The organism is uncultured Kluyvera sp. (genome assembly GCF_902485085.1).
Taxonomy (GTDB): domain Bacteria; phylum Pseudomonadota; class Gammaproteobacteria; order Enterobacterales; family Enterobacteriaceae; genus Kluyvera; species Kluyvera ascorbata.
In genome coordinates this window covers 1-24,026 of the sequence record NZ_CABTJS010000013.1, presented here as the reverse complement: position 1 = coordinate 24,026, position 24,026 = coordinate 1, and the positions used below count along the sequence as shown (strand labels likewise).

Genomic DNA, 24,026 nt, shown 5'->3' with positions numbered 1-24,026 from the left:
GTTGTGATTTTTTCTGTTCTGCTGAAGCAACGTCAGCCGCATGCTGAGCGTCTGCATCAGTCACCCACTCAGAACCATTCCATTTGTCGTAGGGTGTCGCTGGAGCCAGGAGAGTATAGGCGTCATTAAGAGGGCCAAGCGTGCGAACGGTTTCCGTCGTGAGGTCGCTTTTCTTATAGGCCGTTTTACCACGCAGGTCTTCAACCTGAACCCATGCAGAACCATCCCAGCATACCGCATACCCGTCGTCAGCGATTGGCGCAAGCGTCATCGTTGAAAAACCGGGAATACCCGTGCCAACAAGGATACGCACATCATACGTAGCAATAAGCTCGCCAGTACCGGGCTCAAAGCCGCTCACCGTCACGGTATGCGTTTCTGTTGCGTTCCCATTTCCATCGAATAAACCCGTCATTATTTCGCCCTCACAATCATATTCCATGCCACGTTCTTAACACGAACTTCAGTAATCGCCTGGTACTCCTTGCTGCTTATAGATGCATCCAGCACGATGCTAATCACACCGCTGTCTGTACCGGATTTTGCCGTTGAGGATACTCCGCCCGGTGTCCAACCCAATGCCGCCCCCGTACTACCAGCACCAAGAATACCCACCACGTTCTGAACCGTACCTGTAAGATTTGGCGCGCCACTGCTCTGAGCTGACATCAATGCGCGTCCAGTATCAACGCCGCGAGCGTTATCCCACCCGCGCACTCCATACCCTCGCATATCAGCAGGCAAAACGTTTGTTGGATGGAGTTGAGACAGTAGCGGGTATTTAACCGGGTCGAAGGACTGAGCCATGTACGGGATATACTCCTGTCCCATATCAGGCCAGATTTCATGTGGCATTTTCTGAAGCGGCCATTCGATTAACTGCCCGATTAGTGGTGCTCCATACTTCGTATTTCCCAAACCAAGATTTTGGAGAAACTTCGCCACATCTTGAATATCCGCGCCGTTTTGGCTTTTCTGCATCGCTCCGGTGATACGTGCATCATCACCCGCCGCAACAGTATTGGCAGTTGTACCGGTGTTTTTCGTCGAGCTGTCGCCAAGTTGCAGATTCTGGCGCGCCAGTGCCGGATTAGGTAAATCGGAGAGATTACGTTCTTTAGCCAGCCGTGCATTCGCGTTATCCATCGCAATTTTTACGGCTTTCGGGGTTGCCGATTGTGTCTCGCGGTCATCCGTCACACTGCTGTTAAGCTGCGTAAAACCTTTAGCGGTAGTGGTTGCATCTGGATGGTTGCGCGACTGTTCGTGGGCGCGCATGAGCCCGTCAGCGTAACTCTTCACCTCGATAACTTTATCGTCTACATACTGGCGCGTAGCAAGTACGACTGACGGGTCGATTTTCAGGGTAATAGCCGACGTGCTCGATACAATCAGAATCATGCGAATGGTCTGAGTGCGTCCGCTTCCCTCCTGCAGTTCCGGCTTGTAGGTCTCCGGACAGTTCGCCACGGCAATCAGGATGCCGTCATCATCGTAAAGACCAATCTCGCGGATCCAGAAACCACCCTCATTCTCGGGAATAATCTGTTCCGCAATAATCTGGCTGGTATTGGCCGGATCAACGGTCAGCAGGTTCAGCGGTGCGATACGCTTCTGGTTAATGAGCTTCGTCTGCGCCGGGTCAGGAGTTGGCAGCGTACCATTCGCATCACCGACGGCCATCTGCGTCAGGTTGAGTTTAGTACCGAGTGCCGCCGCGTTCGCCAGTCGCGCCGCGCCCTGATTGGTCAGAATAGCAAGATATTTTGCGGTCATGCATTCACTCTCATGTTATCAATCAAATGGATGGCCGAGGCCGGGTAATATTCACCGCCGACGACAATTTCCTCTGGGGTGTAGGGGTAAACGGTCAGCGCGTCGCCGTGATAGCATCCTGCGCCGACACACAGTTCGCCGGTCGCGCTCAGACTGATAGCCAGCCCGGTCAGATGGCGACTTGCCGGTTTGGCGTCTTCAATCAGACGCTCAAGCTCCTGATACATTTCGTCAGTAATGCCGCTGTCGAGCACACCGACAACAAGGCGGAATGTGCCTGGCTCCTCGCCGAGCTGCCACCATTCGCGCACCTCAATCAGAAAACCGAGCGGCTCAACCACCCGACGCAATGCGCTGATGGTGCCTTTGTGCTGATGGATGAAAAACGAGGAAGCACAGACGCTGCGTTTTGTCGCCTCCGGCCACTTCTCATCCCACCTGTCGACCGACAGCGCCCATGCCAGATACGGCAACAGCTTCACCGGGCAGTCGCGCCAGTTCCACAACGTGCGCAGCGGTACCGGCACACGCTTAATCTCTGCGAGCGCGGCAGCGGCGGCGACTTCCAGCGGTGATGAACCAACGGGTAAAAGTCGGTCACTCATCCGAGCCCCCGATAGTTATCTGGTATTCGGTACAGTTCGACGCCTGCGACTTACTCAGCACAATGTCGGCCTGCGGCGATGCCAGCTCGACACGTTGCACACCTTCGACATGCAGCGCCGCATAAATGGCTGACAGGCGTATATCACGCCCGAGGCGGTGCTGCGCGCTGATATAGCTCTGCAGCTTCTGCTCTGATGCCTGTCGGATGGGTTCGGATTCCGGGCCGGGGTAAACGTAGAGCATCGCGTCAATCTGGTACGGCACAATCTCGGCTGACTGGACAGTTACCCGGTCGGCCACCGGCCGCACATCTTCGGCGTTCAGCGCTTTATCAACAATCGCCAGTAGTTCAGGGCTGGCAGTGCCGTCACCCTCGCGCGATAGCACCGTAATCGTCACGCAGGCTGGCGACGGACTGGTGACCGACACATCAGCGACTCGCCCGTCAGCGCTGCGCCCGTGATATTCATATGCACCGACCGGCCCCGCAACACTCAAGCCTTCAAACGCCTGTTGCGTGCGCAGACGCAGGTCGGTATCGGATTCCATAACGGCAGGCGTCGGCGGGATGGTGGTGTCATCCGCCGGGGTGATGGTCAGGCGTTTGGTATTGTTGTTCCCGGCCACGACGTCGAGGTCGTTACCGGAGGAATAGGCCAGCGTTACCGCCTGCGCGGCTTCGTTCACCCGCTGACGCCAGATAACTTCACGGTAGGCGTTTTCCTGCAGCAGCTTAACAATCGGCTCCGACTCAAGTGCCAGCGTCCGGGCAATAGCCTCCTGCTGGTCTTCTGGATAGAGCGAAATCAGCGTCGCAATGCGCTCCGCAAGGATGGTTTCATAGTTCAGTTCCTCAACCACGTCGGGAACGGGTAACTGACTCAGGTCAACGTTTGCCATAGTGATTTAACTCAGTGAAACAGTGGTTGAAACTGACGCACCGGTATCGGTACGCATCCCGGTAATATCGACATACATCTCGCCAGCGTCGCCGGTCTCAAAGCTGATAGCGGTAAGCCTGATGCGCGGCTCCCACTTCTGGATTGCCGAATAGCACGCCACCATAATTTGCAGCCTGAGCGCCGGGTTTTGCGGCATATCAATCAGCTCCGACAGAAGCGAGCCATATTCACGACGCATCACCCGCGACCCGACCGGCGTCAGCAGAATGTCGCGCATGCTCTGGCTGATGTGCTCAGTGTCGCTGATGCCGAGGCCGGTATTTCGGTTCATACCCTGATAGCGCACCGTCATTGAATCCCCTTCGTCCAGCTTCCGCCGCTCTGCACATTGCCGTGGTCATGGTCATCAACCTGCACACCGTTAGAGGTTAATTTCCCGCCGGAATGCGCGATATTGCCTTTCATCGTGCCGCCCTTTTGCACCTCAAGCGTCGCCGTCGTCAGCTTATTGGTGCAAATCACCTCAGGGGTGTCGAGGGTGATACTGGTCGAGGCTTTCACCAGTACCAGCGGCACGGTTGCGGTGATAGATTCCGATGCCGTCACGTCGGCCGTTTTGATGCCGCTGACCGTCAGCGCGCCGGTCTCGGGCTCGTACTCAATGACCGCACCATCAGGAAAAGCCACATGCCACGCATCCGCCGAGGCAGACGGGGCGGGGTTATCGTCGGAGAAAATACCCGGCAGCACAAAAGCGGTATCAAGCTCGCCACCGATGGCCAGCAGCAGCACCTGCTCACCGACCGAGGGTGCCCACCACGTCCGCGAACGACCGGCGCGGGTGGTCAGCCAGTTCAGCCATGTAGTCTGGATCCCGCCGCTTTGTACACGGCACAGCCCCTGCACGGTATCGACCTCAGTCACCACACCTGACCGGATGAGATTGCGAATCGCGCGCGCGAGCTCCTGTATCGTGGATAACGTATTCATAGTGCAAGGATGCCTCTGGTCTGGAGTCGCGCCAATTCGCGCGGCTCCGGTGGTGGTTCACACAATATTTATTTGCCGAGGTGCCTGATAATGACGTCTTCAATCATCTGCTCATCGTCGCGGGTGAAACCGAGCAACGGCCGCGCCTCATACTGCACATCCCGACTGTTGCGGTTTGGCCGGTCTTTGAGGCCGTACTGATGCACCCGCGCCATGCGCTGCACCTTGCCGGTAAACTCCACCACCGCCGCACTGTCGCTGCCTTTGGCTTTCATAAAGCGACTAGTGCGCAGTTTGGCGAACATTTCGCGCTTAATGCGGCCTTTCTTGCTCCGCACCGGCTGACGCTTTCTCGCGGCATACGGGGTGCCGTCTGGTGCCTGCTGGCGCTTGATGCGCTGTTGCTGACTGGTACGCAGCTTTTTCGCAATCTCAGCCGCCATTTGCCGACGCGCCGCCGGTGACAGACTGGCAATCAGACCGGCAAGACGCTCCTGCAGCGCGGTTAACTCACTCATCCCACTGGCTCACTAATTCACCGTTTGCATACATAGCAACCGGGCGCGTCACCAGCTCGGGCAGTGGCGGCTCTGGCGCATAACTGACATGCAGCGCGCCATCGACCTCTTTGACGAGCGTGCGCTCGGTGAGCCTCAGGCTGATACTGATATCGAGCGAATCATCGTTATTGATATCAATAATCCAGGTGAATCCTTTTTCCCGGCCGTCGTCGGTGGTCATAATGTCCGGCTGATGTTCACGCAGCCACGCCTGCACCGGCACGAATATCAAATCGAGGTCGCCGGTAAAGTCGGTCACCACCACGTTAAGCGCATACACCTTTTCAAACGACAGCGAGCTCGCCAGTCGGGAATCGGTGTGGCCGTTGTCGGCAAAAAGGCGCAGCATATCGGGGTTATTTCGGAGCTGCGGCACGGCGTTAATCAGCGCTTTGCGCAGGCTTTTGTGCTTCTGCATCGAGTTCATCCTGACAGTGTTTGACGGTTTTGACCTGCAGCGCGCAGGCAGTCAGCGCCCCCTCAAGACGGCGGATATCTGCGCTCAGGTCACCATTGGTTTTCGGGTCACTTCCCGGCATAGGGCAAAGGCTCACCCTCGGGCATCCGTTGACCACAATCACCGGCACTGGCGCAGGCTGTTCGGGTGTGCAGCCGACGCACAGCATCAGGCAGAGCAGCGTTATACCAGCGGCGAAAGGCTTCATTTTCATTAAGTAACCTCGTTATCGTCTGCTCACGGCGGCTGGCTTCTGCACTTGCCTTTGCGAGCTGTTCGCGCAGTGTCACCTGCGCGGATTCATTACGTCGGGCGAGCTGACCGGCAACACTGAGCTGATTTTTCAGCATCCCAATCGTCGTCTTTTGCTCGCTCGCGACGCGGTTTGCCGTCTCAAATGAGCGGGATAAATTGCCGTTCTCATGGTGCAGCCACAGCAACCCGAGCACGGCCATCACAAGCAGCGTTATCAGGACTTTCATGCCACCACCCCGCCAGCCGTGCGCCAGATGGTGACCAGCTTTTCGAGACCGTGCTCGCGCTGGCCGTAACCGGCCCCCGGTAATGACGCCCAGATATTGCGACAACGTGAAACAGCACGCTCAATACGCCCCGCCCGGATATCGTCAAGAGCACCGCGCTCCCGGATTAACTGGATCGCGAGCTTATCCTGCGACAGTGGGCTGAAATCAGGCAATGCGAGCTGTTTCTGATAGTGCGGCCAGAACAGATAAAGCTGCTGGTAACGTCCCGAGGCTGTGGATTTCTCGCCACGGCGATTAAACACTTTCGGTGGTCGGCCATGCGCGAAAGGGTGGTCGCTGTAATCGGTGAAAATCTCTGGTCTGCCATCAAGGCCAGTGACAATGACGTCGTAGCCACGATTTTTCGTCAGCGGATGGTTCGCTGTTCCTTCGGAATACGCCAGCATGTCCAGAAACGCAGCGATATTCTGGTGAGTGTTAATGACCGGCATCACTTTCCCCCTTTTGTGACTTAAAGCGGCGCTGTATGGCGATTTCAACCACCTGATAACCGGCAATACCGAGCATGGATCCAATCCCGCACACGGCGGGCAGTGACATGTCAGGAAACTGCACCAGAACAACACCGGCGACCATTGAAACAAAACCACCGAGCAGCATGCGGCCAATAAACAGACGCGGGGTGATGGGTTCACCGCCTGCCAGCACTTTCCCAACAACAATCATCACGCCAATCACAAACAGTGACAGGACGCCTTTTTCACCTTCTGTCATGGTTACTCCCAAAGGTTGATAGTTTTAGTTACGGGTGACGATGCCACATCGGGCAGGTCAATCTCTGTACCATTCGGCAGAATGACACCCAGCTCAGACAGACCCGGATTAGCCTGCAGCACCGTCTCAACCACGCCCTCAGTGCGCCCGTAATACCTGGCGCAAATCGTGTCGAGGGTATCGCCCTGCATCGACCTGACTTTCATCAGAGCTGCCCCACAATGCAGCGCGGCTTGTCCTGCAGACGCGCAACTGACCAGCGCATATCCCGCCACAGGTCATCAATGGTGGTTTCCACGCTGTCGGCTTTTTTGTCACCTTTGCCGGTGGCCTCAACGCCGCGATAGCGCTCATACAGGGTGGCGGTTGCCATTGCCGTCACAGCACTCAGATAGTGGAAAACACGTACATTCTCGCCGTCGATTTCCTCGGCAGGCACGTCGGCCAGTTGCTTAAACCCGGCGGCAGTCTGGCGCAGCCGGTAGTCGTAAAGCTCCGCATTGGTCTCGGCCATGCCGGTCTTGATGGCATTGCGCAGGCGCGCATCGGAAACCGTCTGCTCAAGGCGCATCAGTTCGCGCACGCGCTTCGGATCCACATCAGGGAAAAAGAACGTGTTTTTAATCACTGCACCGCCCGTCTCCGGTGCGGGAATCACCACGCCCGGTACGTCCTGCGGTTCGTCGGGCTGGTTCAGTATCACTGTCGTCATGACAACCTCATCAGGTTGGGCGGTGGACGCCGGTCGCCGTCAGGTCTTTGCCTGCTTTGACCGGCGTGCCGCCCGGCTCGGGGAGCGTTCAGTTAACCGGCGGTTTTTGCCGCCTTTGGTGGACGCCCGCGCTTTGCTGCCGGTTTGGTGGCAGGTTTACGCGTGCGCGGTTTAGTCGTTTTACGGGGCGCGGCCTCTGTCTTTGGCTTCAATGCCCGTTCCAGTCGCTCAATCTCCTTGCGCACACCGGCATTGCGGTCGAGCTGCATCGCGCGCTGAAACTGCGCCAGCGCCTCTGCATTCATACCGGCATCACGCAGGGTCAGGCCTGTCACCTTATGCAGACGGGCGCGCACCATATCGGGAACGTCAGCGCCGTCGGTCAGGTCGATAGTGGCCTGCAGCCAGGAAAGGTCGACAGACTCACCGGCATCGCGCAGGCGCTGCGCGGCAAGTGCCACTTCCTCGACCAGCATGTAAGGTGTCGTGCGGCGATGGTCAGAGGTGAGGCCGTACTTCAGCGCGTAGGGGGCAATTTCCAGCGCGCCAGCGATATCACCGGCATCGAGACGCCACAGCATGACGGTCATAACAATGTCATCCTGCGCACCACGACCATCAGTCAGCACACCGGCGACCCACGGCGCATAGAACGGCAGCAGCTCGCGCTTTTTCTCGGCTTTACGTTCGTTTGAACGGATGTTTTTTAACGTGCGGCGGTCATCGGCCAGCTTAACCAGCATCTGCTCATAGGCGGTTGCATGGCGCAGCGGGGCTTGTTCCCGCTGCGCGGCTTGAGAGGCCGAGACCCGCATCATGTGACGCTGTGCGGGGCTCGTCATGGGTTTACTCTCCGCCTTCCGGTGCTGCAGGTGCGGTGAAATCGCCCAGGGTGATGTTTTCCAGCAGGCACCCGGCGGCATACGCCTCGACCACATAGTCGATGTTCATCGACTCGTAGTTTTCCACGCGGTCTTTTTTCGGGTTTTCATCAATGCTGCGGCGGTGGCTCTCATCCATGAAATAGATAGAGAGGTTTTCCAGCGTGGTCACGAACACCGCGTTCGCCGGGAAGTACGGCACACGTACGGCTGGCAGGTTGCCGATGCGCTTCTGGCTGATGATGATATCCGCCGCGAGCGACTCGGTGTTTTCCTGCTGTTTGTTGACCAGCGGAAAATATTTGTCGGCCAGCAGCTTACGGCCAACGATGGCAACGAGTTTCGGGTCATCCTGATAAATCTCGTCAATCAGGGTATTGGTACCATCCATCACCAGTGCGTCGAGGTTCTCATAGTCGCCGTTTTTACCGACGCGAATCACTGCCGAAACGACTTTACCGTCAGCGTCGGTGATGTTGCTCATCACACGCGCCGGGGCTTCATTGCGGTATTTCTGCAGCCAGCCAACGGCCACATCCTGCAGCATCGGGTTTTTAACACGGTCAGAGGTGTCAGCGCGGGTGGTACCGTTAAACCCGGCCATGATGAAATCCAGTGCCTGACGCTGGACAATGGCGTCGCGAATACGACGCTGAAAGTCCTGAAAACGCGCCCACAGGTCGAGGCGTTTATAGGTCAGGTGGAAGTCAAAGTTAATCTGGTTGCACTCGTACTTGTTGGACTCAAGCGCGGTAAAATCTGCGGTCTGGCGCTCTTTGTCGCCCGAGGTGTCGGTCGTGCTGGCGATGGTGCCGGTCACACCGACACCGATTTTCTCACCCTTCATTTCTGCGACCGGCAGAATGTTAATCATCTGCAGAAACGCGGATGACGCCTGCACGGTGTTCATCAGCGTTTGCGTGACGGACGGCTCGACGGTGAATTTTTTGCTGACGTCATCAACGCTGATGCCGTTCAGTTTGGCGAGCTGGGTCAGATAGGCATTGAACTTAAAACGGGTTTCCTGACGCATAGTATTTCCTGTTTGATTTAATCGGTTAGTCACAGCATCGGGCGGGGGTTCCGCCCGGTTTCGGTCTGCGGTTTATCAGCAGTCAGTCAGCAGCTCATCGCCACCACCGCCGCTGGCTTTCGTGCGTCGCGGCTGGCTGAAACTTTCGGTTTTGTCGAGAGTGGTTTTCAGGACGGAAAATGCCTGGCTGGTTTCTTCAACCTTGCCGGTCAGTTCCTGTTTGAAGGTGGCAAACGCGGTTTCCATATCGGAAAGACGCTTATCCTGTGCAGTGAGGTTGGTCTGCACATGCTCGCTGACGGCGGTCACCGCTTCATGTACATCATTCAGGCGCGCATCGTCGCTGACCTGCTTACGGCTGAAAATGGCTTTCACCTTATCGGCCAGGCTGTTGAGCACCGTGTCGGGAACGTCTTCAAATTCCAGTTCGGCCAGCGTGGCGGCGGAAAAGACGTTTTCAGGGTGGGCTTTAAAGCGCTGCAGCGGGTTGTGCTTCGCAGTGCGGCAGAATTCGAGATATTCAGTGCCGAGGCTCGCCGGGTCATCGGTGACAGCAAGGCCGACGAGGTAGCATTTGCCGGTATTGGCAAAATTCGGCTGAATTTCCATTGAGGTGTAGACCTTCTGCGCGGCTTTATTCATCGCGATAAGGTCATCGGTCGGGGTGATTTTAGCGAACAACGCCCACTTGCCGTTAAGCGCAGAATCGTCGTCAATCTTCTCGGCTTTCAGCTCGACCACATCGCCGTAACGCTTGAATATGCCATCGGGCAACAGGCCGCGCAGGTGTTCAAGGTTGATACGGCAACCGTAAACACGCGGGTCATAGGTTTCGGCCATTTCCTGAATATCACTGGCGCTGATAATGCGCCCGTCGCAGGTATCACCCTCGACGCCGATTCGAAAGAATTTTGAGACTTTTTTTGCCATTGTCAGGAGTCCTGAGGTTGGGGTTACTGGTCACCGCCAGTTTCCAGACTCAGGACACGCCAGACCACCAATGACGACTGGACAACCGCCCACACAACAGCACCTTAGCGAATCACTGACGGCCATTAAGTAGCCTTGCCCTGAATCCATTACGGCGAGGCATCAATGACCATTTCCACCGATACAACCTTGTTGCATGACCCGCGACGACAGGCATCGCTGCTTTACTGGCAGGGTTTTTCCGTGCCGCAGATTGCCGAAATGCTGCAGGTCAAGCGCCCGACCGTGCAGAGCTGGAAACAGCGCGACGGCTGGGATGGCATCGCACCGATTTCCCGCGTTGAAAGCAGCCTTGAGGCGCGCCTGATTCAGCTCATCGCCAAGCCGCAAAAGTCAGGCGGTGACTTCAAAGAGATTGACCTGCTCGGGCGGCAGATTGAACGACTGGCACGCGTTAACCGCTACAGCCAGACCGGCAACGAGGCCGACCTTAACCCCAACGTCGCCAACCGCAACAAGGGTGAGCGCAAGAAGCCGAAAAAGAATTTTTTCAGCGACGAGGCTATCGAAAAGCTGGAGGAATTATTTTTCGACCAGTCTTTCGAGTACCAGTTGCAGTGGTACCGCGCAGGACTGGCACACCGTATTCGCGACATTCTCAAATCCCGCCAGATTGGCGCGACGTTCTATTTTTCCCGTGAGGCACTGCTGCGAGCACTCAAGACCGGCCATAACCAGATTTTTCTGTCGGCCAGTAAAACGCAGGCTTACGTGTTCCGCGAATACATCATACAGTTTGCGCGACTGGTTGACGTCGACCTGACCGGCGACCCGATTGTCATTGGCAACAACGGCGCAAAGCTGATTTTTCTCGGTACCAACTCCAACACGGCTCAGAGCCATAACGGCGACCTGTATGTCGATGAAATATTCTGGATCCCGAATTTTCAGAAGCTGCGCAAAGTCGCCTCGGGCATGGCCTCGCAGAAGCATCTGCGCTCAACCTACTTTTCGACACCCTCAACGCTGGCGCACGGCGCTTATCCCTTCTGGTCTGGCGAGCTGTTCAACAAGGGGCGCAGCCGTATTGCCGACCGCATCGAAATTGACATCAGTCACCGCGCGCTCGCCGGTGGCCAGCTCTGCGACGATGGCCAGTGGCGGCAGATTGTCACCATTGAGGACGCCCTTGCCGGTGGCTGCACCCTGTTCGACCTCGACCAACTCAAACGCGAAAACAGTGATGAGGACTTTAAAAACCTGTTTATGTGCGAGTTTGTCGACGATAAAGCGTCGGTATTCCCGTTCGAGGAGCTGCAGCGCTGCATGGTCGACGTGATGGAAGAATGGGAGGACTTCGCCCCGTTCGCCGACCATCCGTTCGGCTCTCGCCCCGTCTGGATTGGCTACGACCCGTCACACACTGGCGACAGCGCCGGGTGCGTCGTGCTCGCGCCGCCGGTGGTTTCTGGTGGCAAGTTCCGCATGCTGGAGCGCCACCAGTGGAAGGGCATGGACTTTGCCGCGCAGGCAGATGGCATCCGCAAACTGACCGAGAAATACAGCGTCGAATACATCGGCATTGACGCAACCGGCCTCGGCCTCGGCGTGTTCCAGTTGGTGCGCTCATTCTACCCGGCCGCACGCGGCATCCGTTACACGCCTGAAATGAAAACCGCAATGGTACTCAAGGCAAAAGACACCATTCGCCGCGGCTGTCTGGAGTACGACGCCGGAGCAACCGACGTCACGCAGTCGTTTATGTCCATCCGCAAAACCATGACCAGCAGCGGGCGCAGCGCCACCTACGAGGCCAGCCGCACCGAGGAAGCCAGTCACGCCGATATTGCATGGGCGACCATGCACGCCCTGTTAAACGAACCGCTTTCCGCCGGTAGCGGCATACAGCCTAAATCCATTCTGGAGTTTAATTAATGAAAAATAACGTTTTCTCACAAAGCCAGATTCAGGCAATGGCCGATATTCTGCACAATGACAGCTTTGACTATCAGGCAACATGGTTGCGTGTCGGGAAACTCAATATCGACCGCAGCATCACCAAATCGCGCCAGATTGGCGCAACGCAGCTCTTTAGCCGTGAGGCGCTGCTCGATGCGCTGACAACAGGCGATAATCATGTCTGGTTTGCTCACACTATTGAGCATGCGCGCGTGGCGCTGATGTACATGAGTAACCTTTCGGCGCGCGTCGGCGTCAGTCTTACGAGTAACGGCCACAGCCTGCAGCTCGACGACGGTGCGGTTATCAGCTTTGTCGGCGAGGAATCCCATTGCGCCGCACTGGCGGGTAATGTCTATCTTGATGAGTTCGGATGGTTCAATAACCCGCTAAGAGCTGCGAAAGTCGCGGCGGCTATCGCCTGCCATAAACGCCACAGCCTGACGATGTTTACCTCGCCCTCTGATAATTATGACGCTTTCAGGGTATGGAACGGCACAACCCGCAGGCACCGACCGTCACCGCTCATCAATACCGGCGACAGCGTATTTTGTACAGATGGTGTCTGGCGTCAGTCGGTCACTCTGGATGCAGCATGCCAGCGCGGGTGCAATCTCTTTGCGCCCGATGAAATTAAACACGAATACAGCGACGATGATTATCGCCTGCTGTTTGGCTGCGACTGGTCTTTCGCTGTTGCAGCGGGTGAGGTGGCAGCATGAGCAAGCGCAAGCCACGCAAACAGGTAGCCATGACCGCCAGCGCCCCGCAAAAAATGGAGGCGTTCACCTTTGGCGAGCCAGTGCCGGTACTCGATAAGCGCGACATTCTGGATTATGTCGAGTGCATCAGTAACGGCAAATGGTACGAGCCGCCGGTCAGCTTCTCCGGGCTGGCAAAGAGCCTGCGCTCTGCTGTACATCACAGCTCACCGATTTACGTTAAGCGCAACGTGCTCGCGAGCACCTACATCCCGCACCCGCTGCTGTCCCGTCAGGATTTCAGCCGCTTTGCGCTCGACTATCTGGTATTCGGCAACGCCTTTCTTGAGCAGCGCCACAGCGTTACCGGCCAGCTAATCAAGCTACTGGCCTCACCGGCCAAATACACCCGCCGCGGGGTCGACGATTCGGTTTTCTGGTTTGTGGAAAACTTCACTCTGCCGCATGAATTCGCGCCTGATACCGTGTTTCACCTGCTGGAGCCCGACATTAATCAGGAGATTTACGGCCTGCCCGAATATCTCAGCGCGCTTAATTCCGCCTGGCTGAATGAATCCGCAACGCTGTTCCGCCGCAAGTATTACCAGAACGGCGCGCATGCGGGTTACATCATGTATGTGACCGACCCGGCGCAGAGCGCGACCGACGTCGAATCGCTGCGCGAGGCGATGCGCAACTCGAAAGGGCTCGGCAATTTTAAAAACCTGTTTTTCTACGCTCCCAATGGAAAACCGGACGGCATTAAAATCGTGCCACTGAGCGAGGTCGCCACAAAGGATGACTTTTTCAACATCAAGAAAGCCAGCGCCGCCGACCTGATGGACGCGCACCGCGTACCGTTCCAGCTCATGGGCGGCAAGCCCGAGAATATCGGCTCGCTCGGTGACGTTGAGAAAGTGGCAAAGGTATTTGTGCGTAACGAGCTGTCGCCGCTGCAGGACAGGTTCAGGGAGGTAAACGACTGGCTCGGCATGGAGGTCATCAGGTTCAAAGAGTACACCCTCGACAACCCGGAATAATCCCTCTCAAGCCGCCAGCATGGCGGCTTTTTCATACCCCGCCACCATCACGTCTCAGACGCGCCACACGCGCACAAACACACACGACCACCAACGAACCAACAGCACCACGATAGCGCCATTACGAGGCGCTCAGACGATAATTTTTATCATTACGCGCCACCTCTGGCGCGCAATGCTTTCCCCGCCACGCCTGCCCACTTTATGGGTCGGTTTTAATGCAGTTGCATGACCACTCTGGAGCCGCGCCAGCTCTGGCGACGCACAACCAGAACGGGCAAGCCTGACGCATGCAAAACAATGCACCTGTTGCATGCACGGCTAAAAAACGGGAAATTCGTGGAAAAGTGGCATAAAAAAACCGGCTTTAATAGTACCGGTCTTGGGCGGTTGCTCAGGGGTAGGCTAACGCCTCGCGGGGCTCGTTGTTCAACCCCGCCAGCACTGAAAGCGAGTTTCAGCACCGGCGGCGTTTGTCATGTTTAATTGTCGAGTATTGAATCGACCTCGCCCGTTCGCACGTTGACGCGTGCTGCTACGGTCTGTTTGACCACGCCACCATAAGCATTAGTGCCGCGAAACGTTGTTTTTACAACGGCATGCGGGTCTTTATTCAAAATCAGATGGTAGACCGTTGAAACATGTTTATAAGAGGAATCATCATTCATACTGGCTTTTATCAGCTTCTCTAACGGGCGATAAGAGCCATCCCAACCGCTAAAATTACCCTGAAATTCGTCAAGGTTGATTTTATTATTCAGAGATTGTGGATCTTTCTCGAAGTCGTTGAAACACCACCCCAACACATCACTGAGCTTTAACGCATCATCTTTGGTAAAAGTGTACTCGCTCATACAGGCATAAAAAACATCGGTAGCGCTGGCCTGCACACCTTTGAATCCAACATAGTCTTTAACGATTTCGTGCCGGGTTTCTTTTGGCTCGTTGCGATATTCTTTGAGGGTTTTATCTGCGTACTCAAACGTTGGCGTAGCCGGTTCCGCTTTAACCGCCGGTACGTCAGTTTTTGCCACCGGCTGAGTTTTTTCAGTCGGCCATAAGATTGAGCCAATAACGCCCAGCGCCAGACAGCCACCGAGATAAACAGCACTGGAGCGCTTACGGCTCGGCATTCGAACCAGCGACGGCTTGATTAACCCGACGATAAAAGCAATAAAGAGAGCCAGAGATAAAAATGCTATTACGGTATCCATGATTTTCCTTTGTGTGTAATCCCCATACAAAACAACCCCATGCTATCAAACATGGGGTCGATGGTTGCACATTTTTCAGGGATTAACGCCAGCTCTCATCTTCCCACACTTCCTGAAGGATGCTATCCAGCGCTTCGCGGTCTGAATCTTTATCGAACCCCATCAGCTCGACACCGGTCATGGATCCCTTTTTAACAGTAACGCGCGTTGACGGGAAAACGGACTGTATTCGCTTGGTCAATTCGCACTGAAAAGCATCAATTACCGGCTGGCCGATTTTTTGGTCTTTATCCAACGTGATATTTACTTTCACTTTGCCCTCCTTTGCAAATGTTTCACCAACAGGCGGTGCGGAAAAAACAACAGAAAAATTATTATTTTTCATTAGGTTGCCTCTTGCTATTTCCGCAATTAGATTCAATGCGATTTCACGGTCTCTTTCCTGACAAGTACCTTCAGCAGTCAGACGCGCAATCATTTCGACCCGCTCAATCATAACGTGCTCATTTAGCTCTCTATCCACACAACCTCCACTACGAGATACTGTATAAACATACAGTAGCACGTATTGGCAAAAGGTGTGAAGAAAAAAATCACAGTTAAATACACTGTATGTACATGATATGGATGAATATTAGCGGTTACATTTTCGTTGCCAGCTCAGCTAAATCTGCAACACGATTAAGGATTTTCCGGGCTCTCGCCTGATGTGAAGGAGCTGCAGCAAAGATTTCACCTTTTGACGTTCCGCGCACCCATCGACCGTTAAAACAACTTTTACCACCGGCCATCAGGTGCAGGGCTTCGCCCCGGCTGATTGTGATGCCGGTTGTCAGATGTATCTCGTCGATAGTTTTCGTTATAGCGACGTTTTGCTTATCCGTTCCGTGGATGAATTTTCGCCGTGTTGTTGGCTTTTTCTTCCTGAGTCGGTTCGTCAACTCTCGTCTTTCACGCCGACTCAGCGGTTTTGTTAAATCGAGTATCGGTGGATCGCTTTCGCTTCCCGTACAGTTATTGACAGAACTCCGAGAGGGCGCAGAAGCGCCCTTAACGTCAACGGCCAAATCAACGGCACGCTTTGGAACAATCTTCCACTGCGTTAACCGGGTTAGAATAGGAGAGCCAGCACCTATCGAGGCATCGTAGACACCTTTGATGCACACAGTTTCTTCGCCATACTGATTAAATTCAGTTCGAGGTTCATACAATGTACGTACCTGTAAATCGTCACGGCGAACGAATGGTCCGCCTTGAGCATTCACATAATCAGCCCAGCGTCCATAGTGAGCAGCATCATGCACTGCGGCGAATTCAACACTGAGCGCCCTGGCTGTTTCAGGGTCAGCCATTCTGCGTAGCTCCCTGTATACCGTCACCGGCGCACCGCCGATAAATTGAAACTGACGGATGTGCCAGCGCGCCGCCCATGCTGAAACGGCGGGTGCAGTCTCTTTTAACAACTCACCACTTTCGTCATCGGTTTCACCATCGAGAGCATAACCGTCGATATTTTTGGAAATGTATTTAGCGACATAGCCAGTAGCACTGCCTTTTTCCGGGTCAATGGCCTCAGCATGGAAGCGCGCCTTTTTGGCTTTATCGCTTCTCAGTTCGTAGTGGTCTTCCTCCCACGCATAATCTCGGATGATGAGTCGCACACGCTCGACATCTTCCGGCAACATGAACATAAGCATATGCCAGTGCGGCGTTCCATCGTGATGCGGTTCAGCGACGCGTATTCCGAAAATGCGGATTTCTTCCCGGTGCAGCTTGGCGCGTATGCGTGCCCAAAGGCCTGTGAGATAGCTCTGCGTGTCTGACGGGCTTGCACCGTTCCATTTGCTGTTACGGTAGCCCGCTTTGGTGGTGGCGTGATATTTAGACGGTGCAGTCAGAGTATAGAACTCCCCGACATAACCGAGCTCATTACAGATATTTTCAAACCCACGAATGCGGGCCATCAGCTCACAGCGGCGTATTGCTGGATTAGCGACCGAGCCGTCGTATTTTTCAATCAGACTGATGCGGTTGCCTTCTTCGTCTTCGAGATCCAGCCCCTTGAGAAATTCGCGCGTGCGGCGCTTCTGCTCGCGCCAGTCGGTGACGCAGTTTTTACTCGCGTATGCGTGTCGTTTCTTGCTTACGTTGCCGACTGCAATTTGCAGATGTTCGCGCCATGCAGCCGCAATGCGTCGCAAGCGGCCGCGCCACCAAACCTCATTAAACATGCGCATTACTGCCGGTGCGATTTCATCCTCACAAAAATATTTTTTAGTCACACGCTCCCATTTCGGCGGTGTAACGTTGAATTGCAGGGAAATAAAACCGGCGCGCATGTACCAAGTGTACAGCGTTTTGAGTTCGCTAAATCCGGTGTCATCAATGTCGGCCAGTTCAGCGCGAATAAAATTAGCGATATCCGCGGCCAGCAGGTCAATATCGGCGCGCGACATATCCGGGAGGCGGTTAAATCTGGCGACCATATTGACCATGCGTGACGCCAGATATTGCATAAGCTGGGTATCAAAATGACCATCGAAAACAGCGGCTGATACATTGCTGTTGATGCCCGAGCACTCGTATTTTTTTGCGACCAGTTCAAGACGTGGTAATGCCTTTTTGCAGAAGCTGATTAAAAAGGCATTGGCTCGTTGACTGCCCTGATTTTGCTCCAGAACTGCAGCGGTGCGATAAACGTCAAAGCGCACACATTCTGGCTGGAGAAAAAGCACCTTTCTCGCATGCAGCAAAGCCGCGAACATACGGTCGCGGCGATGCTGTTGGTCATAGGTAAGATATGAGCTGGCTATTGCCGACCGTGGGGCATTCCACGGAAACGCGTAAACGACACCCGTCATTCACATACACCGGCATAAACGCTACTGCACACAGTTTTGTCGTTTGTAGCAGCGAGCAAATCGTACTGAGAACCGCCACGCGTAGTCATCGCCCAGTCACGATATGAAGCTATCCCATATTCTTCTACGGTAACAACTTCAATACGTTTTTCTGCTCGCCGCGGGTCGTGAGTCGAAGGGAAAAATGTTGAGTTTCCCCGACGTGAACAGGCAGCAACAAGACGTTCCCACTCTGCAACGCGCGCAATCTCCTCCGGCCAGCGAGCAAAAATCTCTGCCAGCTCAGATTTTCTTGCATGAATACATGGCATGCAGCCAACTCTGCTACAACCTTGCTGATAGAGTGGGTTCGGTTTAATTCCGTGTCGTTTAGCTAAGGCAAATACGTCTTCATGTGTCCAGTTAAGAATTGGGCGATACACATGCAAACCGGGGGTATTATCTGCATCCTCCTCCCACATAGGTAACGCAGCGCGGGCTGGTGACTCCTGAGCACGAACACCCTGCCATAGAATTACTTCGTCATATTTCTCCAGCGCTGGGAGTACAATCTTGTCCCGTACTGAGTCATGTTTCAGTTCCAGTGAACAAAACCTTGCTTTCGTGCTCGGGAACCGTCCTTTCCACATGCACAAATCGAGAAACGGATTACCGGTTGGCTTAAGGATTTCCAGTGCCTTTGCGATTCGTTCTGCAGCCTGCTCATGAGACATTCCGCATTCTTCAACGAGAGAGACAGGCCATTTTTCAGCAATGAATTTCCGTTTGCCTTCAATCCGCCGAGTAAAATCGGCTTTCACTCGAATAACCGGGCCGAGTCTGGATTCAAGATAATCCAGATACTCCATTGTTTGGGAATGCTCATGCCCGGTATCTGCAAAAACAGTGGTGCGCGGTACGTCGTTCTCTACCGCAAGAATCCATTGAGCAAGGCTGTCCTTTCCACCAGAAACAGAAACAATATTTATTGTGCTTTCAGCAAAGCAGCGGGAATCAATCATTTTTAACCGCCTTAAATGCTTCTTCACAGATAAAAGATAACTTCTCTATTTCCTCTGCCATTGCACTAAGGGAAATAATCATTGCCGTATGAATGTGGTGATGTACCAGACCAGAAATGAGCTGATTAATCTTCGGGTAATAACCGATGGTGTCGAGCCATTCCTCGCCAGCTTTATTGCCGGTCTTAACGACTTTTTTTTCATTCAGGATGAATTGATATTGGTCGCTGGTGATTACCCATTTATCACCTATTTCGATACGGATACTCATGCTGCACCGCCTTTTGCCAAAGCGTCGATAATGCCAAGAGTCATCCGGCAATCTGCTAATGCACGGTGTGCCTTTCCTTCAACGCTAACCCCTTCATGTGCAGCGGCATCAACTAATTTGTGCCATTTATAACCTTTAAATCGCCCTGGCTCGCCGCGATACTCTGCATATAGCATCATGGCGCAGGCCGAACGCTCATTTAAAAAATAACAAAAGCCGTCATTCTCAAGCCCATATAATTTCGCAGTTTGATATATAAGTCTTGTGTCGTAATCGGCGTTATAAATAACAAAGCCATACTCAAAAAATAAAGAAGCTACTGCGCCGTGAATATCTTTCCACGTTGGCGCATACATAACCATTTCATCAGTTATTCCATGAATGGCCGTAGCCTCTGCTGGAATTGGTTTAGTTGGTTTAACCAATGTATTTAGCATGATAAAACCAGCGCTATCTATTAAACAGATTTCTACTATTTCCGCATCATCACCCAAACCCGTAGTTTCGGTGTCAATAAATATACGGTCATCTTCAAGCCATTTTTTTGCACGCTGGCTAATAGTTGCATTGGTAATGCTCATAAAGCACCTCCGTTATAATGTTTACTTTTCAGCTCTAAGATTTCCTGACAGGTAACGCAGCACTGCACGCCCGGTATGGCTCGGCGGCGCGCTTCCGGGATAGGTGCATCGCATTCCTCACAGATAAATGCAGAAACCTCATGGCGACGGCTGCGCGCGTTGCTTATGTGGCGTTCGCGGTCTTCCTGCTCGCGCAGTTGTGCTAAATCCATTGCGTCGGCCATTAGTGAAGCTCCTGTGATTCGTTCTCAAAGCGAGTGGCTTCGCGGCGCAGTAGCTCGGCCGCTTCTTTGCCTGTCATATCTGAATTGGTAATGTGAACGGCCAGATCTTCGAGACGGATTGAAACGGCGAGAGCGCGGTCTTTGCGCTCTTCTTTTTTGGCTTCTTTAAACAAAGACTCCAGCAAGTGGTCGCCAGCACCACTCGGCGTTGATAAATAAATAGTTCGACTCATATATCCTCCTGTTTTTTGGCAAAAGAATGCCCGGCGGGTTTACGCCAAGTAATTACGTTTAATTAATTAACTATATCCAAATACAACAGCAGGTTTGCTTTTTAACTGCTTGATGATTTCGGCTTTTAATCCATCCTTAAATTCTTTGCAGCACTCCCACTCAGGGTCAACGCGAAGTATTGCGCCGTCGCGGGTTTTAATTTCAAAACCTTCCTCCATATTTGGAATCATGGCACCCAAAACAATTCTTAATTCATCGCGTGACATGTTTCACTCCTTTAATTACAAAGTGGACAATACGAATAATTAAAAAACCTGACGATTTCGGCGACTTTGTTTTCAGCCCTTTTAATAATTCGGACTGTGAGCGGCACGGGTGCCAGCGCTTGCCGTCCTTACCTGCGATCCAGCCGTGGCCGTAATGCATACCGGGGCTTTGCTTAACGAGCAGAGACGCAAATGACGGTTCACTTTTCAGCATACGCACCTCAAATCAGACCAAACGATGCGCCAATACCGCTCATGGTATCGACCACGCTCGACATAGCGGGATTAGTCTGCAGACGTGCATGCAGCGCCAGAGCCGACAATGACAACATGCGAATGCCGGAGTTAACGCTTTCAATCATGTTGTGCTTACGGGCAGTGGTCAGACGCTCATCAGATACCGCACCGCTCGCCAGTTCACCGAGTTCACTCATTGCGCGCATGACGTAAGACTGCAATTTATCTTTAGCCAGCTCATTAACCGGCACGCATGGCAGACAATGAATCTGCGCCAGAAAACCATCAACGAGGGTTGAGTCTTCGGTCAGGTCAGTCAGCAGCCACAATTCAGGCGGCGTGAACTGGTGAGGCTGTTCTGGGTTGAGCTTGTTACGTAACGTTTGAACATTCATACCCGCACGCTCGGCCAGCTTCGCCATGTTGTGACGCTGCGCAAAAGCCCGGCACGCTTCGTCATAGTGGGGATGTTTGGAAACCTGAAAATCAAACATGTTGCATCCTTACAATTCACATAAAGTGAATTAAGCACCGATGACGAGTTGAAAACGGGAATGTCCCAACGCCTTACGCAACTGCTCTTCTTTCCAGCGTGCGTAATAAATGCGAATCGGGCCACCTGCTTTCTTGCAGCCTTTACGGATTGTGCGGGGTTCGATTGGTACACAAGGGTTGTCGCCGGTTGTCCAGCGGTAGGCGGTGCGTTCAGAAACACCCTCAAGCTCTGCGAATTGTTGCAGAGTAACGATAGGTGCAGGCACTTTGATGATTGCGATTTCAGAAGCCATATTGCATGATTCCCTATTAGCCAAAGTTTGCAATTGATTTGACTCTGTTTGCCAACACTTGCCATCAATTGCGTGGGTTTAGCCAAAATATATCTCCCAATTGAGAGATAGTAAATAGGTTTTATCGAAATGAGAATAGATTCTTTAGGATGGAGCAACGTGGATGTACTTGACCGCATCTGCGAGGCGTACGGATTTTCGCAGAAAATTCAATTAGCTAACCACTTCGATATCGCGTCCAGCTCATTGTCAAACAGGTACACCCGAGGCGCTATCTCCTATGACTTTGCGGCTCACTGTGCCCTTGAAACAGGTGCTAATCTCCAGTGGTTACTTACCGGAGAAGGAGAAGCATTTGTAAATAACAGAGAATCGAGCGACGCAAAAAGGATTGAGGGATTCACATTAAGTGAAGAAATCCTCAAATCCGATAAACAATTGAGTGTTGATGCCCAATTTTTCACAAAACCGCTCACAGATGGGATGGCTATCCGTTCCGAGGGGAAAATTTATTTTGTGGACAAGCAAGCATCATTGTCTGACGGCTTATGGCTAGTCGACATTGAGGGAGCAATAAGCATTCGAGAGTTAACAAAACTACCGGGTAGAAAACTACATGTTGCAGGCGGGAAGGTTCCTTTCGAATGCGGCATTGATGATATTAAAACGTTGGGGCGTGTGGTGGGTGTATACAGCGAGGTTAACTAATGACCGTCCGTAAAAATCCGGCTGGCGGTTGGATTTGTGAACTCTACCCAAACGGTGCAAAAGGCAAACGTATCAGAAAGAAATTCGCTACTAAAGGCGAGGCTCTGGCGTTTGAGCAGTACACCGTTCAAAACCCGTGGCAGGAAGAAAAGGAAGACAGGCGCACGTTAAAAGAGCTGGTTGATTCATGGTATAGCGCTCATGGCATTACACTGAAAGATGGTTTGAAACGCCAGTTAGCCATGCACCATGCTTTTGAGTGTATGGGCGAACCACTCGCACGCGATTTCGATGCGCAGATGTTTTCCCGCTACCGAGAAAAACGGTTAAAAGGTGAGTATGCCCGTTCAAACAGAGTGAAAGAGGTATCGCCTCGCACGCTTAATCTTGAGCTGGCCTACTTCCGGGCGGTGTTCAATGAGCTAAACCGCCTCGGAGAATGGAAGGGTGAAAACCCACTAAAAAATATGCGCCCATTCCGCACAGAAGAAATGGAAATGACTTGGCTAACTCACGACCAAATTTCGCAACTGCTCGGAGAGTGTAACCGACATGACCACCCTGATTTAGAAACCGTGGTAAGAATCTGTCTCGCAACTGGCGCACGGTGGTCTGAGGCCGAGAGTCTGAGAAAAAGCCAACTCGCGAAATACAAAATCACATACACCAACACGAAAGGTAGAAAAAATCGCACCGTCCCAATCAGCAAAGAGCTCTATGAGTCTCTGCCTGATGATAAAAAGGGCCGGTTGTTCAGTGATTGTTATGGCGCGTTCCGGTCAGCTTTGGAAAGAACAGGTATCGAACTACCGGCAGGACAACTTACCCACGTTTTACGTCACACCTTCGCTAAATAGCTGCGCCTAATACCGCTACACTTTTGCCTGACCATGTTTTCCTCCGGGGAATGGGCTGGCGGTTTCCATAAAATGGCGGACCTTTTTCAGTAACTGCCACATTGAGCGGCACTGATGATTACGGGTTATCGTGTCATGAAGTGCCTGCCATAGCCGTTCCACATGATTCACCCACGGCGAGTAAACCGGCTGGTAAATTACCCTGAACTTGGGATTTGCTTTCAACCAGCGCTGTGTTTCGCGGCTTTTATGGATAATGTAGTTATCAACGATCAGCGTGATTGTTTTCGCCCGCCGGTAAGTGGCTTTCAGGTGCTTCAGCAGAGCGATAAACAGCGCTGAACTTTTGCTGTTGCCGCCCACGTAGCTGACTTTACCCGTGCCACTGTGCAGTGCGCCGGCCAGATAGTATTTTTCGTTCTGCCCCGGCGTCACTACCCGTTTCTGCTGTCCGCGCAACTGCCAGTCCGCACCGATTTTAGGATTAAGGTGGATATCCACTTCATCTTCATAAAATACCGGATGCTCTGCGCTGCATTCATCCAGCGCTTTGTGGATTACCGCCATCTTTTCATCTTTATGTGGGTCACGGATACGCAGAGTTGGCGCGGCCCTGCGCCATACAAGCCCCGCAGATGGCAACCAGCGGCGAACGGTTCCTGCATGTAACTGGCAACCGGTTATCTCATTGATTTTTATTGCCAGTAATTCGGTGCTCCAGCGTGAACGTTGATAACCAAAATCGCCGGGAGAATGCTTTATCAGCTCACGTAACAGGGTGCAGATATGTTCAAAAGGCCAGCGTCGGGAGCGCCCTGCGGGTAAGGATTTCAGGCCTTCAATACCTGAGTGCGTAAACCAGTTAATCCAGCGACCAACGGATGAACGGGCACAACAGAGAGTTCTGGCAACATCGCTGACCCGTTCACCCCGATGAAGCATCAGCATGGCCGTGAGTCTGCGGGCATGATTTTTATC

34 protein-coding genes and 1 pseudogene are annotated in these 24,026 nt (G+C 53.3%); 5 read left to right on the top strand and 30 right to left on the bottom strand.

The window, feature by feature from the left end:
- The 17 genes from RDN66_RS02435 to RDN66_RS02355 form a co-directional block, all read right to left on the bottom strand.
- The coding region (locus RDN66_RS02435) for a tail fiber assembly protein (protein WP_308537524.1) at positions 1–415 on the bottom strand (415 nt) is incomplete at its 3' end.
- Positions 415–1,776, bottom strand: a complete 1,362-nt coding sequence (locus RDN66_RS02430) for a phage tail protein (protein ID WP_308537523.1) — start codon at positions 1,774–1,776, stop codon at positions 415–417. The genes RDN66_RS02435 and RDN66_RS02430, both read right to left, overlap by 1 nt.
- Entirely contained in the window at positions 1,773–2,381 is a 609-nt protein-coding gene (locus RDN66_RS02425) for a phage tail protein I (RefSeq protein WP_202217395.1), read from the bottom strand. The genes RDN66_RS02430 and RDN66_RS02425 overlap by 4 nt, the downstream gene beginning before the upstream one ends.
- On the bottom strand, positions 2,374–3,282 hold the full coding sequence (locus RDN66_RS02420) for a baseplate assembly protein (RefSeq protein WP_308537522.1): 909 nt from the start codon (positions 3,280–3,282) through the stop codon (positions 2,374–2,376). Before RDN66_RS02420 ends, RDN66_RS02425 begins: the two co-directional genes overlap by 8 nt.
- A 6-nt stretch (positions 3,283–3,288) precedes the next feature.
- Complete coding sequence (locus RDN66_RS02415) at positions 3,289–3,636, bottom strand: GPW/gp25 family protein (protein WP_308537521.1); 348 nt, start codon at positions 3,634–3,636, stop codon at positions 3,289–3,291.
- Positions 3,633–4,274 carry a phage baseplate assembly protein V gene (locus RDN66_RS02410; RefSeq protein WP_202217398.1) on the bottom strand — a complete coding sequence of 214 codons (642 nt, stop codon included), beginning with the start codon at positions 4,272–4,274 and terminating at the stop codon, positions 3,633–3,635. Before RDN66_RS02410 ends, RDN66_RS02415 begins: the two co-directional genes overlap by 4 nt.
- Positions 4,275–4,342: 68 nt before the next feature.
- A complete protein-coding gene (locus tag RDN66_RS02405; protein ID WP_001293098.1) occupies positions 4,343–4,792 on the bottom strand; it encodes a phage virion morphogenesis protein in 450 nt (149 codons plus the stop codon).
- Positions 4,785–5,252, bottom strand: a complete 468-nt coding sequence (locus RDN66_RS02400; protein ID WP_308537520.1) for a phage tail protein — start codon at positions 5,250–5,252, stop codon at positions 4,785–4,787. The genes RDN66_RS02405 and RDN66_RS02400 overlap by 8 nt, the downstream gene beginning before the upstream one ends.
- A complete protein-coding gene (gene lysC, locus RDN66_RS02395; RefSeq protein WP_238788758.1) occupies positions 5,215–5,460 on the bottom strand; it encodes an Rz1-like lysis system protein LysC in 246 nt (81 codons plus the stop codon). Before lysC ends, RDN66_RS02400 begins: the two co-directional genes overlap by 38 nt.
- Complete coding sequence (lysB, locus tag RDN66_RS02390) at positions 5,360–5,773, bottom strand: Rz-like lysis system protein LysB (protein WP_165712521.1); 414 nt, start codon at positions 5,771–5,773, stop codon at positions 5,360–5,362. Before lysB ends, lysC begins: the two co-directional genes overlap by 101 nt.
- Positions 5,770–6,267, bottom strand: coding sequence for a glycoside hydrolase family 104 protein (locus RDN66_RS02385; RefSeq protein ID WP_165712523.1), 498 nt, complete (start codon positions 6,265–6,267; stop codon positions 5,770–5,772). Before RDN66_RS02385 ends, lysB begins: the two co-directional genes overlap by 4 nt.
- Positions 6,254–6,550 carry a phage holin family protein gene (locus RDN66_RS02380; RefSeq protein WP_064370362.1) on the bottom strand — a complete coding sequence of 99 codons (297 nt, stop codon included), beginning with the start codon at positions 6,548–6,550 and terminating at the stop codon, positions 6,254–6,256. Before RDN66_RS02380 ends, RDN66_RS02385 begins: the two co-directional genes overlap by 14 nt.
- Before the next feature lie 2 nt (positions 6,551–6,552).
- Positions 6,553–6,756, bottom strand: a complete 204-nt coding sequence (locus RDN66_RS02375; RefSeq protein ID WP_165712525.1) for a tail protein X — start codon at positions 6,754–6,756, stop codon at positions 6,553–6,555.
- Complete coding sequence (locus tag RDN66_RS02370) at positions 6,756–7,262, bottom strand: head completion/stabilization protein (RefSeq protein WP_000214253.1); 507 nt, start codon at positions 7,260–7,262, stop codon at positions 6,756–6,758. The genes RDN66_RS02375 and RDN66_RS02370 overlap by 1 nt, the downstream gene beginning before the upstream one ends.
- 92 nt (positions 7,263–7,354) lie before the next feature.
- Entirely contained in the window at positions 7,355–8,104 is a 750-nt protein-coding gene (locus RDN66_RS02365) for a terminase endonuclease subunit (RefSeq protein WP_165712528.1), read from the bottom strand.
- A 4-nt stretch (positions 8,105–8,108) separates the two neighbouring features.
- On the bottom strand, positions 8,109–9,176 hold the full coding sequence (locus tag RDN66_RS02360; protein WP_165712530.1) for a phage major capsid protein, P2 family: 1,068 nt from the start codon (positions 9,174–9,176) through the stop codon (positions 8,109–8,111).
- A gap of 75 nt (positions 9,177–9,251) precedes the next feature.
- Entirely contained in the window at positions 9,252–10,106 is an 855-nt protein-coding gene (locus RDN66_RS02355; RefSeq protein WP_165712532.1) for a GPO family capsid scaffolding protein, read from the bottom strand.
- Positions 10,107–10,271: 165 nt separating this feature from the next.
- Here RDN66_RS02355 and RDN66_RS02350 point away from each other — a divergent pair, with 165 nt between their 5' ends.
- Genes RDN66_RS02350 through RDN66_RS02340 form a run of 3 tightly spaced genes read left to right on the top strand, consistent with a single transcriptional unit; the run spans position 10,272 to position 13,806 of the window.
- On the top strand, positions 10,272–12,041 hold the full coding sequence (locus RDN66_RS02350) for a terminase ATPase subunit family protein (RefSeq protein ID WP_165712534.1): 1,770 nt from the start codon (positions 10,272–10,274) through the stop codon (positions 12,039–12,041).
- Positions 12,041–12,787 carry a terminase large subunit domain-containing protein gene (locus tag RDN66_RS02345; RefSeq protein WP_165712535.1) on the top strand — a complete coding sequence of 249 codons (747 nt, stop codon included), beginning with the start codon at positions 12,041–12,043 and terminating at the stop codon, positions 12,785–12,787. Before RDN66_RS02350 ends, RDN66_RS02345 begins: the two co-directional genes overlap by 1 nt.
- The gene (locus RDN66_RS02340) at positions 12,784–13,806 is read left to right on the top strand and encodes a phage portal protein (protein WP_165712537.1); all 1,023 of its coding nucleotides are present in this window, start codon (positions 12,784–12,786) and stop codon (positions 13,804–13,806) included. The genes RDN66_RS02345 and RDN66_RS02340 overlap by 4 nt, the downstream gene beginning before the upstream one ends.
- Before the next feature lie 482 nt (positions 13,807–14,288).
- Here RDN66_RS02340 and RDN66_RS02335 read toward each other — a convergent pair whose 3' ends face one another.
- From RDN66_RS02335 to RDN66_RS02280, 12 genes are all read right to left on the bottom strand, one after another.
- Positions 14,289–15,020, bottom strand: a complete 732-nt coding sequence (locus RDN66_RS02335) for a hypothetical protein (protein ID WP_165712540.1) — start codon at positions 15,018–15,020, stop codon at positions 14,289–14,291.
- Between the two features lie 82 nt (positions 15,021–15,102).
- Complete coding sequence (locus tag RDN66_RS02330) at positions 15,103–15,543, bottom strand: DinI family protein (RefSeq protein ID WP_165712542.1); 441 nt, start codon at positions 15,541–15,543, stop codon at positions 15,103–15,105.
- A 118-nt stretch (positions 15,544–15,661) separates the two neighbouring features.
- Complete coding sequence (locus RDN66_RS02325) at positions 15,662–17,881, bottom strand: replication endonuclease (RefSeq protein ID WP_165712544.1); 2,220 nt, start codon at positions 17,879–17,881, stop codon at positions 15,662–15,664.
- Positions 17,878–18,882, bottom strand: a complete 1,005-nt coding sequence (locus RDN66_RS02320) for a phosphoadenosine phosphosulfate reductase family protein (RefSeq protein WP_165712547.1) — start codon at positions 18,880–18,882, stop codon at positions 17,878–17,880. Before RDN66_RS02320 ends, RDN66_RS02325 begins: the two co-directional genes overlap by 4 nt.
- On the bottom strand, positions 18,875–19,153 hold the full coding sequence (locus RDN66_RS02315; protein WP_165712548.1) for a DUF5405 family protein: 279 nt from the start codon (positions 19,151–19,153) through the stop codon (positions 18,875–18,877). Before RDN66_RS02315 ends, RDN66_RS02320 begins: the two co-directional genes overlap by 8 nt.
- On the bottom strand, positions 19,150–19,734 hold the full coding sequence (locus RDN66_RS02310; protein ID WP_057519812.1) for a 3'-5' exonuclease: 585 nt from the start codon (positions 19,732–19,734) through the stop codon (positions 19,150–19,152). The genes RDN66_RS02315 and RDN66_RS02310 overlap by 4 nt, the downstream gene beginning before the upstream one ends.
- Entirely contained in the window at positions 19,731–19,958 is a 228-nt protein-coding gene (locus RDN66_RS02305; RefSeq protein ID WP_165712550.1) for a TraR/DksA family transcriptional regulator, read from the bottom strand. Before RDN66_RS02305 ends, RDN66_RS02310 begins: the two co-directional genes overlap by 4 nt.
- Positions 19,958–20,191 carry a DUF2732 family protein gene (locus tag RDN66_RS02300; protein ID WP_165712551.1) on the bottom strand — a complete coding sequence of 78 codons (234 nt, stop codon included), beginning with the start codon at positions 20,189–20,191 and terminating at the stop codon, positions 19,958–19,960. The genes RDN66_RS02305 and RDN66_RS02300 overlap by 1 nt, the downstream gene beginning before the upstream one ends.
- Positions 20,192–20,257: 66 nt before the next feature.
- The gene (locus RDN66_RS02295; RefSeq protein WP_001550179.1) at positions 20,258–20,458 is read right to left on the bottom strand and encodes a hypothetical protein; all 201 of its coding nucleotides are present in this window, start codon (positions 20,456–20,458) and stop codon (positions 20,258–20,260) included.
- Positions 20,445–20,672, bottom strand: a complete 228-nt coding sequence (locus RDN66_RS02290; RefSeq protein WP_001550178.1) for a phage filamentation protein Fil family protein — start codon at positions 20,670–20,672, stop codon at positions 20,445–20,447. Before RDN66_RS02290 ends, RDN66_RS02295 begins: the two co-directional genes overlap by 14 nt.
- Before the next feature lie 7 nt (positions 20,673–20,679).
- Entirely contained in the window at positions 20,680–21,189 is a 510-nt protein-coding gene (locus RDN66_RS02285; protein ID WP_114676007.1) for a phage regulatory CII family protein, read from the bottom strand.
- A gap of 30 nt (positions 21,190–21,219) precedes the next feature.
- The gene (locus RDN66_RS02280) at positions 21,220–21,483 is read right to left on the bottom strand and encodes a hypothetical protein (protein ID WP_001630878.1); all 264 of its coding nucleotides are present in this window, start codon (positions 21,481–21,483) and stop codon (positions 21,220–21,222) included.
- Positions 21,484–21,612: 129 nt separating this feature from the next.
- Here RDN66_RS02280 and RDN66_RS02275 point away from each other — a divergent pair, with 129 nt between their 5' ends.
- Both RDN66_RS02275 and RDN66_RS02270 read left to right on the top strand, forming a co-directional pair.
- Positions 21,613–22,191, top strand: a complete 579-nt coding sequence (locus RDN66_RS02275; protein ID WP_165712553.1) for a phage repressor protein CI — start codon at positions 21,613–21,615, stop codon at positions 22,189–22,191.
- Positions 22,191–23,042: pseudogene (locus RDN66_RS02270) on the top strand (tyrosine-type recombinase/integrase); the annotation flags it as partial. The gene RDN66_RS02275 and the pseudogene RDN66_RS02270, both read left to right, overlap by 1 nt.
- 21 nt (positions 23,043–23,063) lie before the next feature.
- Here the strand turns inward: RDN66_RS02270 and RDN66_RS02265 are convergent.
- Positions 23,064–24,026, bottom strand: a 963-nt coding sequence (locus RDN66_RS02265) for an IS630-like element ISEc33 family transposase (RefSeq protein ID WP_100097833.1), incomplete at its 5' end; no start/stop codon positions are given.

Bases quoted from the DNA above. Each gene is read 5' to 3' on its own strand.
- RDN66_RS02430 (WP_308537523.1), bottom strand. From the start codon at position 1,776: ATGACCGCAAAATATCTTGCTATTCTGACCAATCAGGGCGCGGCGCGA.
- RDN66_RS02425 (WP_202217395.1), bottom strand. From the start codon at position 2,381: ATGAGTGACCGACTTTTACCCGTTGGTTCATCACCGCTGGAAGTCGCC.
- RDN66_RS02420 (WP_308537522.1), bottom strand. From the start codon at position 3,282: ATGGCAAACGTTGACCTGAGTCAGTTACCCGTTCCCGACGTGGTTGAG.
- RDN66_RS02415 (WP_308537521.1), bottom strand. From the start codon at position 3,636: ATGACGGTGCGCTATCAGGGTATGAACCGAAATACCGGCCTCGGCATC.
- RDN66_RS02410 (WP_202217398.1), bottom strand. From the start codon at position 4,274: ATGAATACGTTATCCACGATACAGGAGCTCGCGCGCGCGATTCGCAAT.
- RDN66_RS02405 (WP_001293098.1), bottom strand. From the start codon at position 4,792: ATGAGTGAGTTAACCGCGCTGCAGGAGCGTCTTGCCGGTCTGATTGCC.
- RDN66_RS02400 (WP_308537520.1), bottom strand. From the start codon at position 5,252: ATGCAGAAGCACAAAAGCCTGCGCAAAGCGCTGATTAACGCCGTGCCG.
- lysC (WP_238788758.1), bottom strand. From the start codon at position 5,460: ATGCTGTGCGTCGGCTGCACACCCGAACAGCCTGCGCCAGTGCCGGTG.
- lysB (WP_165712521.1), bottom strand. From the start codon at position 5,773: ATGAAAGTCCTGATAACGCTGCTTGTGATGGCCGTGCTCGGGTTGCTG.
- RDN66_RS02385 (WP_165712523.1), bottom strand. From the start codon at position 6,267: ATGCCGGTCATTAACACTCACCAGAATATCGCTGCGTTTCTGGACATG.
- RDN66_RS02380 (WP_064370362.1), bottom strand. From the start codon at position 6,550: ATGACAGAAGGTGAAAAAGGCGTCCTGTCACTGTTTGTGATTGGCGTG.
- RDN66_RS02375 (WP_165712525.1), bottom strand. From the start codon at position 6,756: ATGAAAGTCAGGTCGATGCAGGGCGATACCCTCGACACGATTTGCGCC.
- RDN66_RS02370 (WP_000214253.1), bottom strand. From the start codon at position 7,262: ATGACGACAGTGATACTGAACCAGCCCGACGAACCGCAGGACGTACCG.
- RDN66_RS02365 (WP_165712528.1), bottom strand. From the start codon at position 8,104: ATGACGAGCCCCGCACAGCGTCACATGATGCGGGTCTCGGCCTCTCAA.
- RDN66_RS02360 (WP_165712530.1), bottom strand. From the start codon at position 9,176: ATGCGTCAGGAAACCCGTTTTAAGTTCAATGCCTATCTGACCCAGCTC.
- RDN66_RS02355 (WP_165712532.1), bottom strand. From the start codon at position 10,106: ATGGCAAAAAAAGTCTCAAAATTCTTTCGAATCGGCGTCGAGGGTGAT.
- RDN66_RS02350 (WP_165712534.1), top strand. From the start codon at position 10,272: ATGACCATTTCCACCGATACAACCTTGTTGCATGACCCGCGACGACAG.
- RDN66_RS02345 (WP_165712535.1), top strand. From the start codon at position 12,041: ATGAAAAATAACGTTTTCTCACAAAGCCAGATTCAGGCAATGGCCGAT.
- RDN66_RS02340 (WP_165712537.1), top strand. From the start codon at position 12,784: ATGAGCAAGCGCAAGCCACGCAAACAGGTAGCCATGACCGCCAGCGCC.
- RDN66_RS02335 (WP_165712540.1), bottom strand. From the start codon at position 15,020: ATGGATACCGTAATAGCATTTTTATCTCTGGCTCTCTTTATTGCTTTT.
- RDN66_RS02325 (WP_165712544.1), bottom strand. From the start codon at position 17,881: ATGACGGGTGTCGTTTACGCGTTTCCGTGGAATGCCCCACGGTCGGCA.
- RDN66_RS02320 (WP_165712547.1), bottom strand. From the start codon at position 18,882: ATGATTGATTCCCGCTGCTTTGCTGAAAGCACAATAAATATTGTTTCT.
- RDN66_RS02315 (WP_165712548.1), bottom strand. From the start codon at position 19,153: ATGAGTATCCGTATCGAAATAGGTGATAAATGGGTAATCACCAGCGAC.
- RDN66_RS02310 (WP_057519812.1), bottom strand. From the start codon at position 19,734: ATGAGCATTACCAATGCAACTATTAGCCAGCGTGCAAAAAAATGGCTT.
- RDN66_RS02305 (WP_165712550.1), bottom strand. From the start codon at position 19,958: ATGGCCGACGCAATGGATTTAGCACAACTGCGCGAGCAGGAAGACCGC.
- RDN66_RS02300 (WP_165712551.1), bottom strand. From the start codon at position 20,191: ATGAGTCGAACTATTTATTTATCAACGCCGAGTGGTGCTGGCGACCAC.
- RDN66_RS02295 (WP_001550179.1), bottom strand. From the start codon at position 20,458: ATGTCACGCGATGAATTAAGAATTGTTTTGGGTGCCATGATTCCAAAT.
- RDN66_RS02290 (WP_001550178.1), bottom strand. From the start codon at position 20,672: ATGCTGAAAAGTGAACCGTCATTTGCGTCTCTGCTCGTTAAGCAAAGC.
- RDN66_RS02285 (WP_114676007.1), bottom strand. From the start codon at position 21,189: ATGTTTGATTTTCAGGTTTCCAAACATCCCCACTATGACGAAGCGTGC.
- RDN66_RS02280 (WP_001630878.1), bottom strand. From the start codon at position 21,483: ATGGCTTCTGAAATCGCAATCATCAAAGTGCCTGCACCTATCGTTACT.
- RDN66_RS02275 (WP_165712553.1), top strand. From the start codon at position 21,613: ATGAGAATAGATTCTTTAGGATGGAGCAACGTGGATGTACTTGACCGC.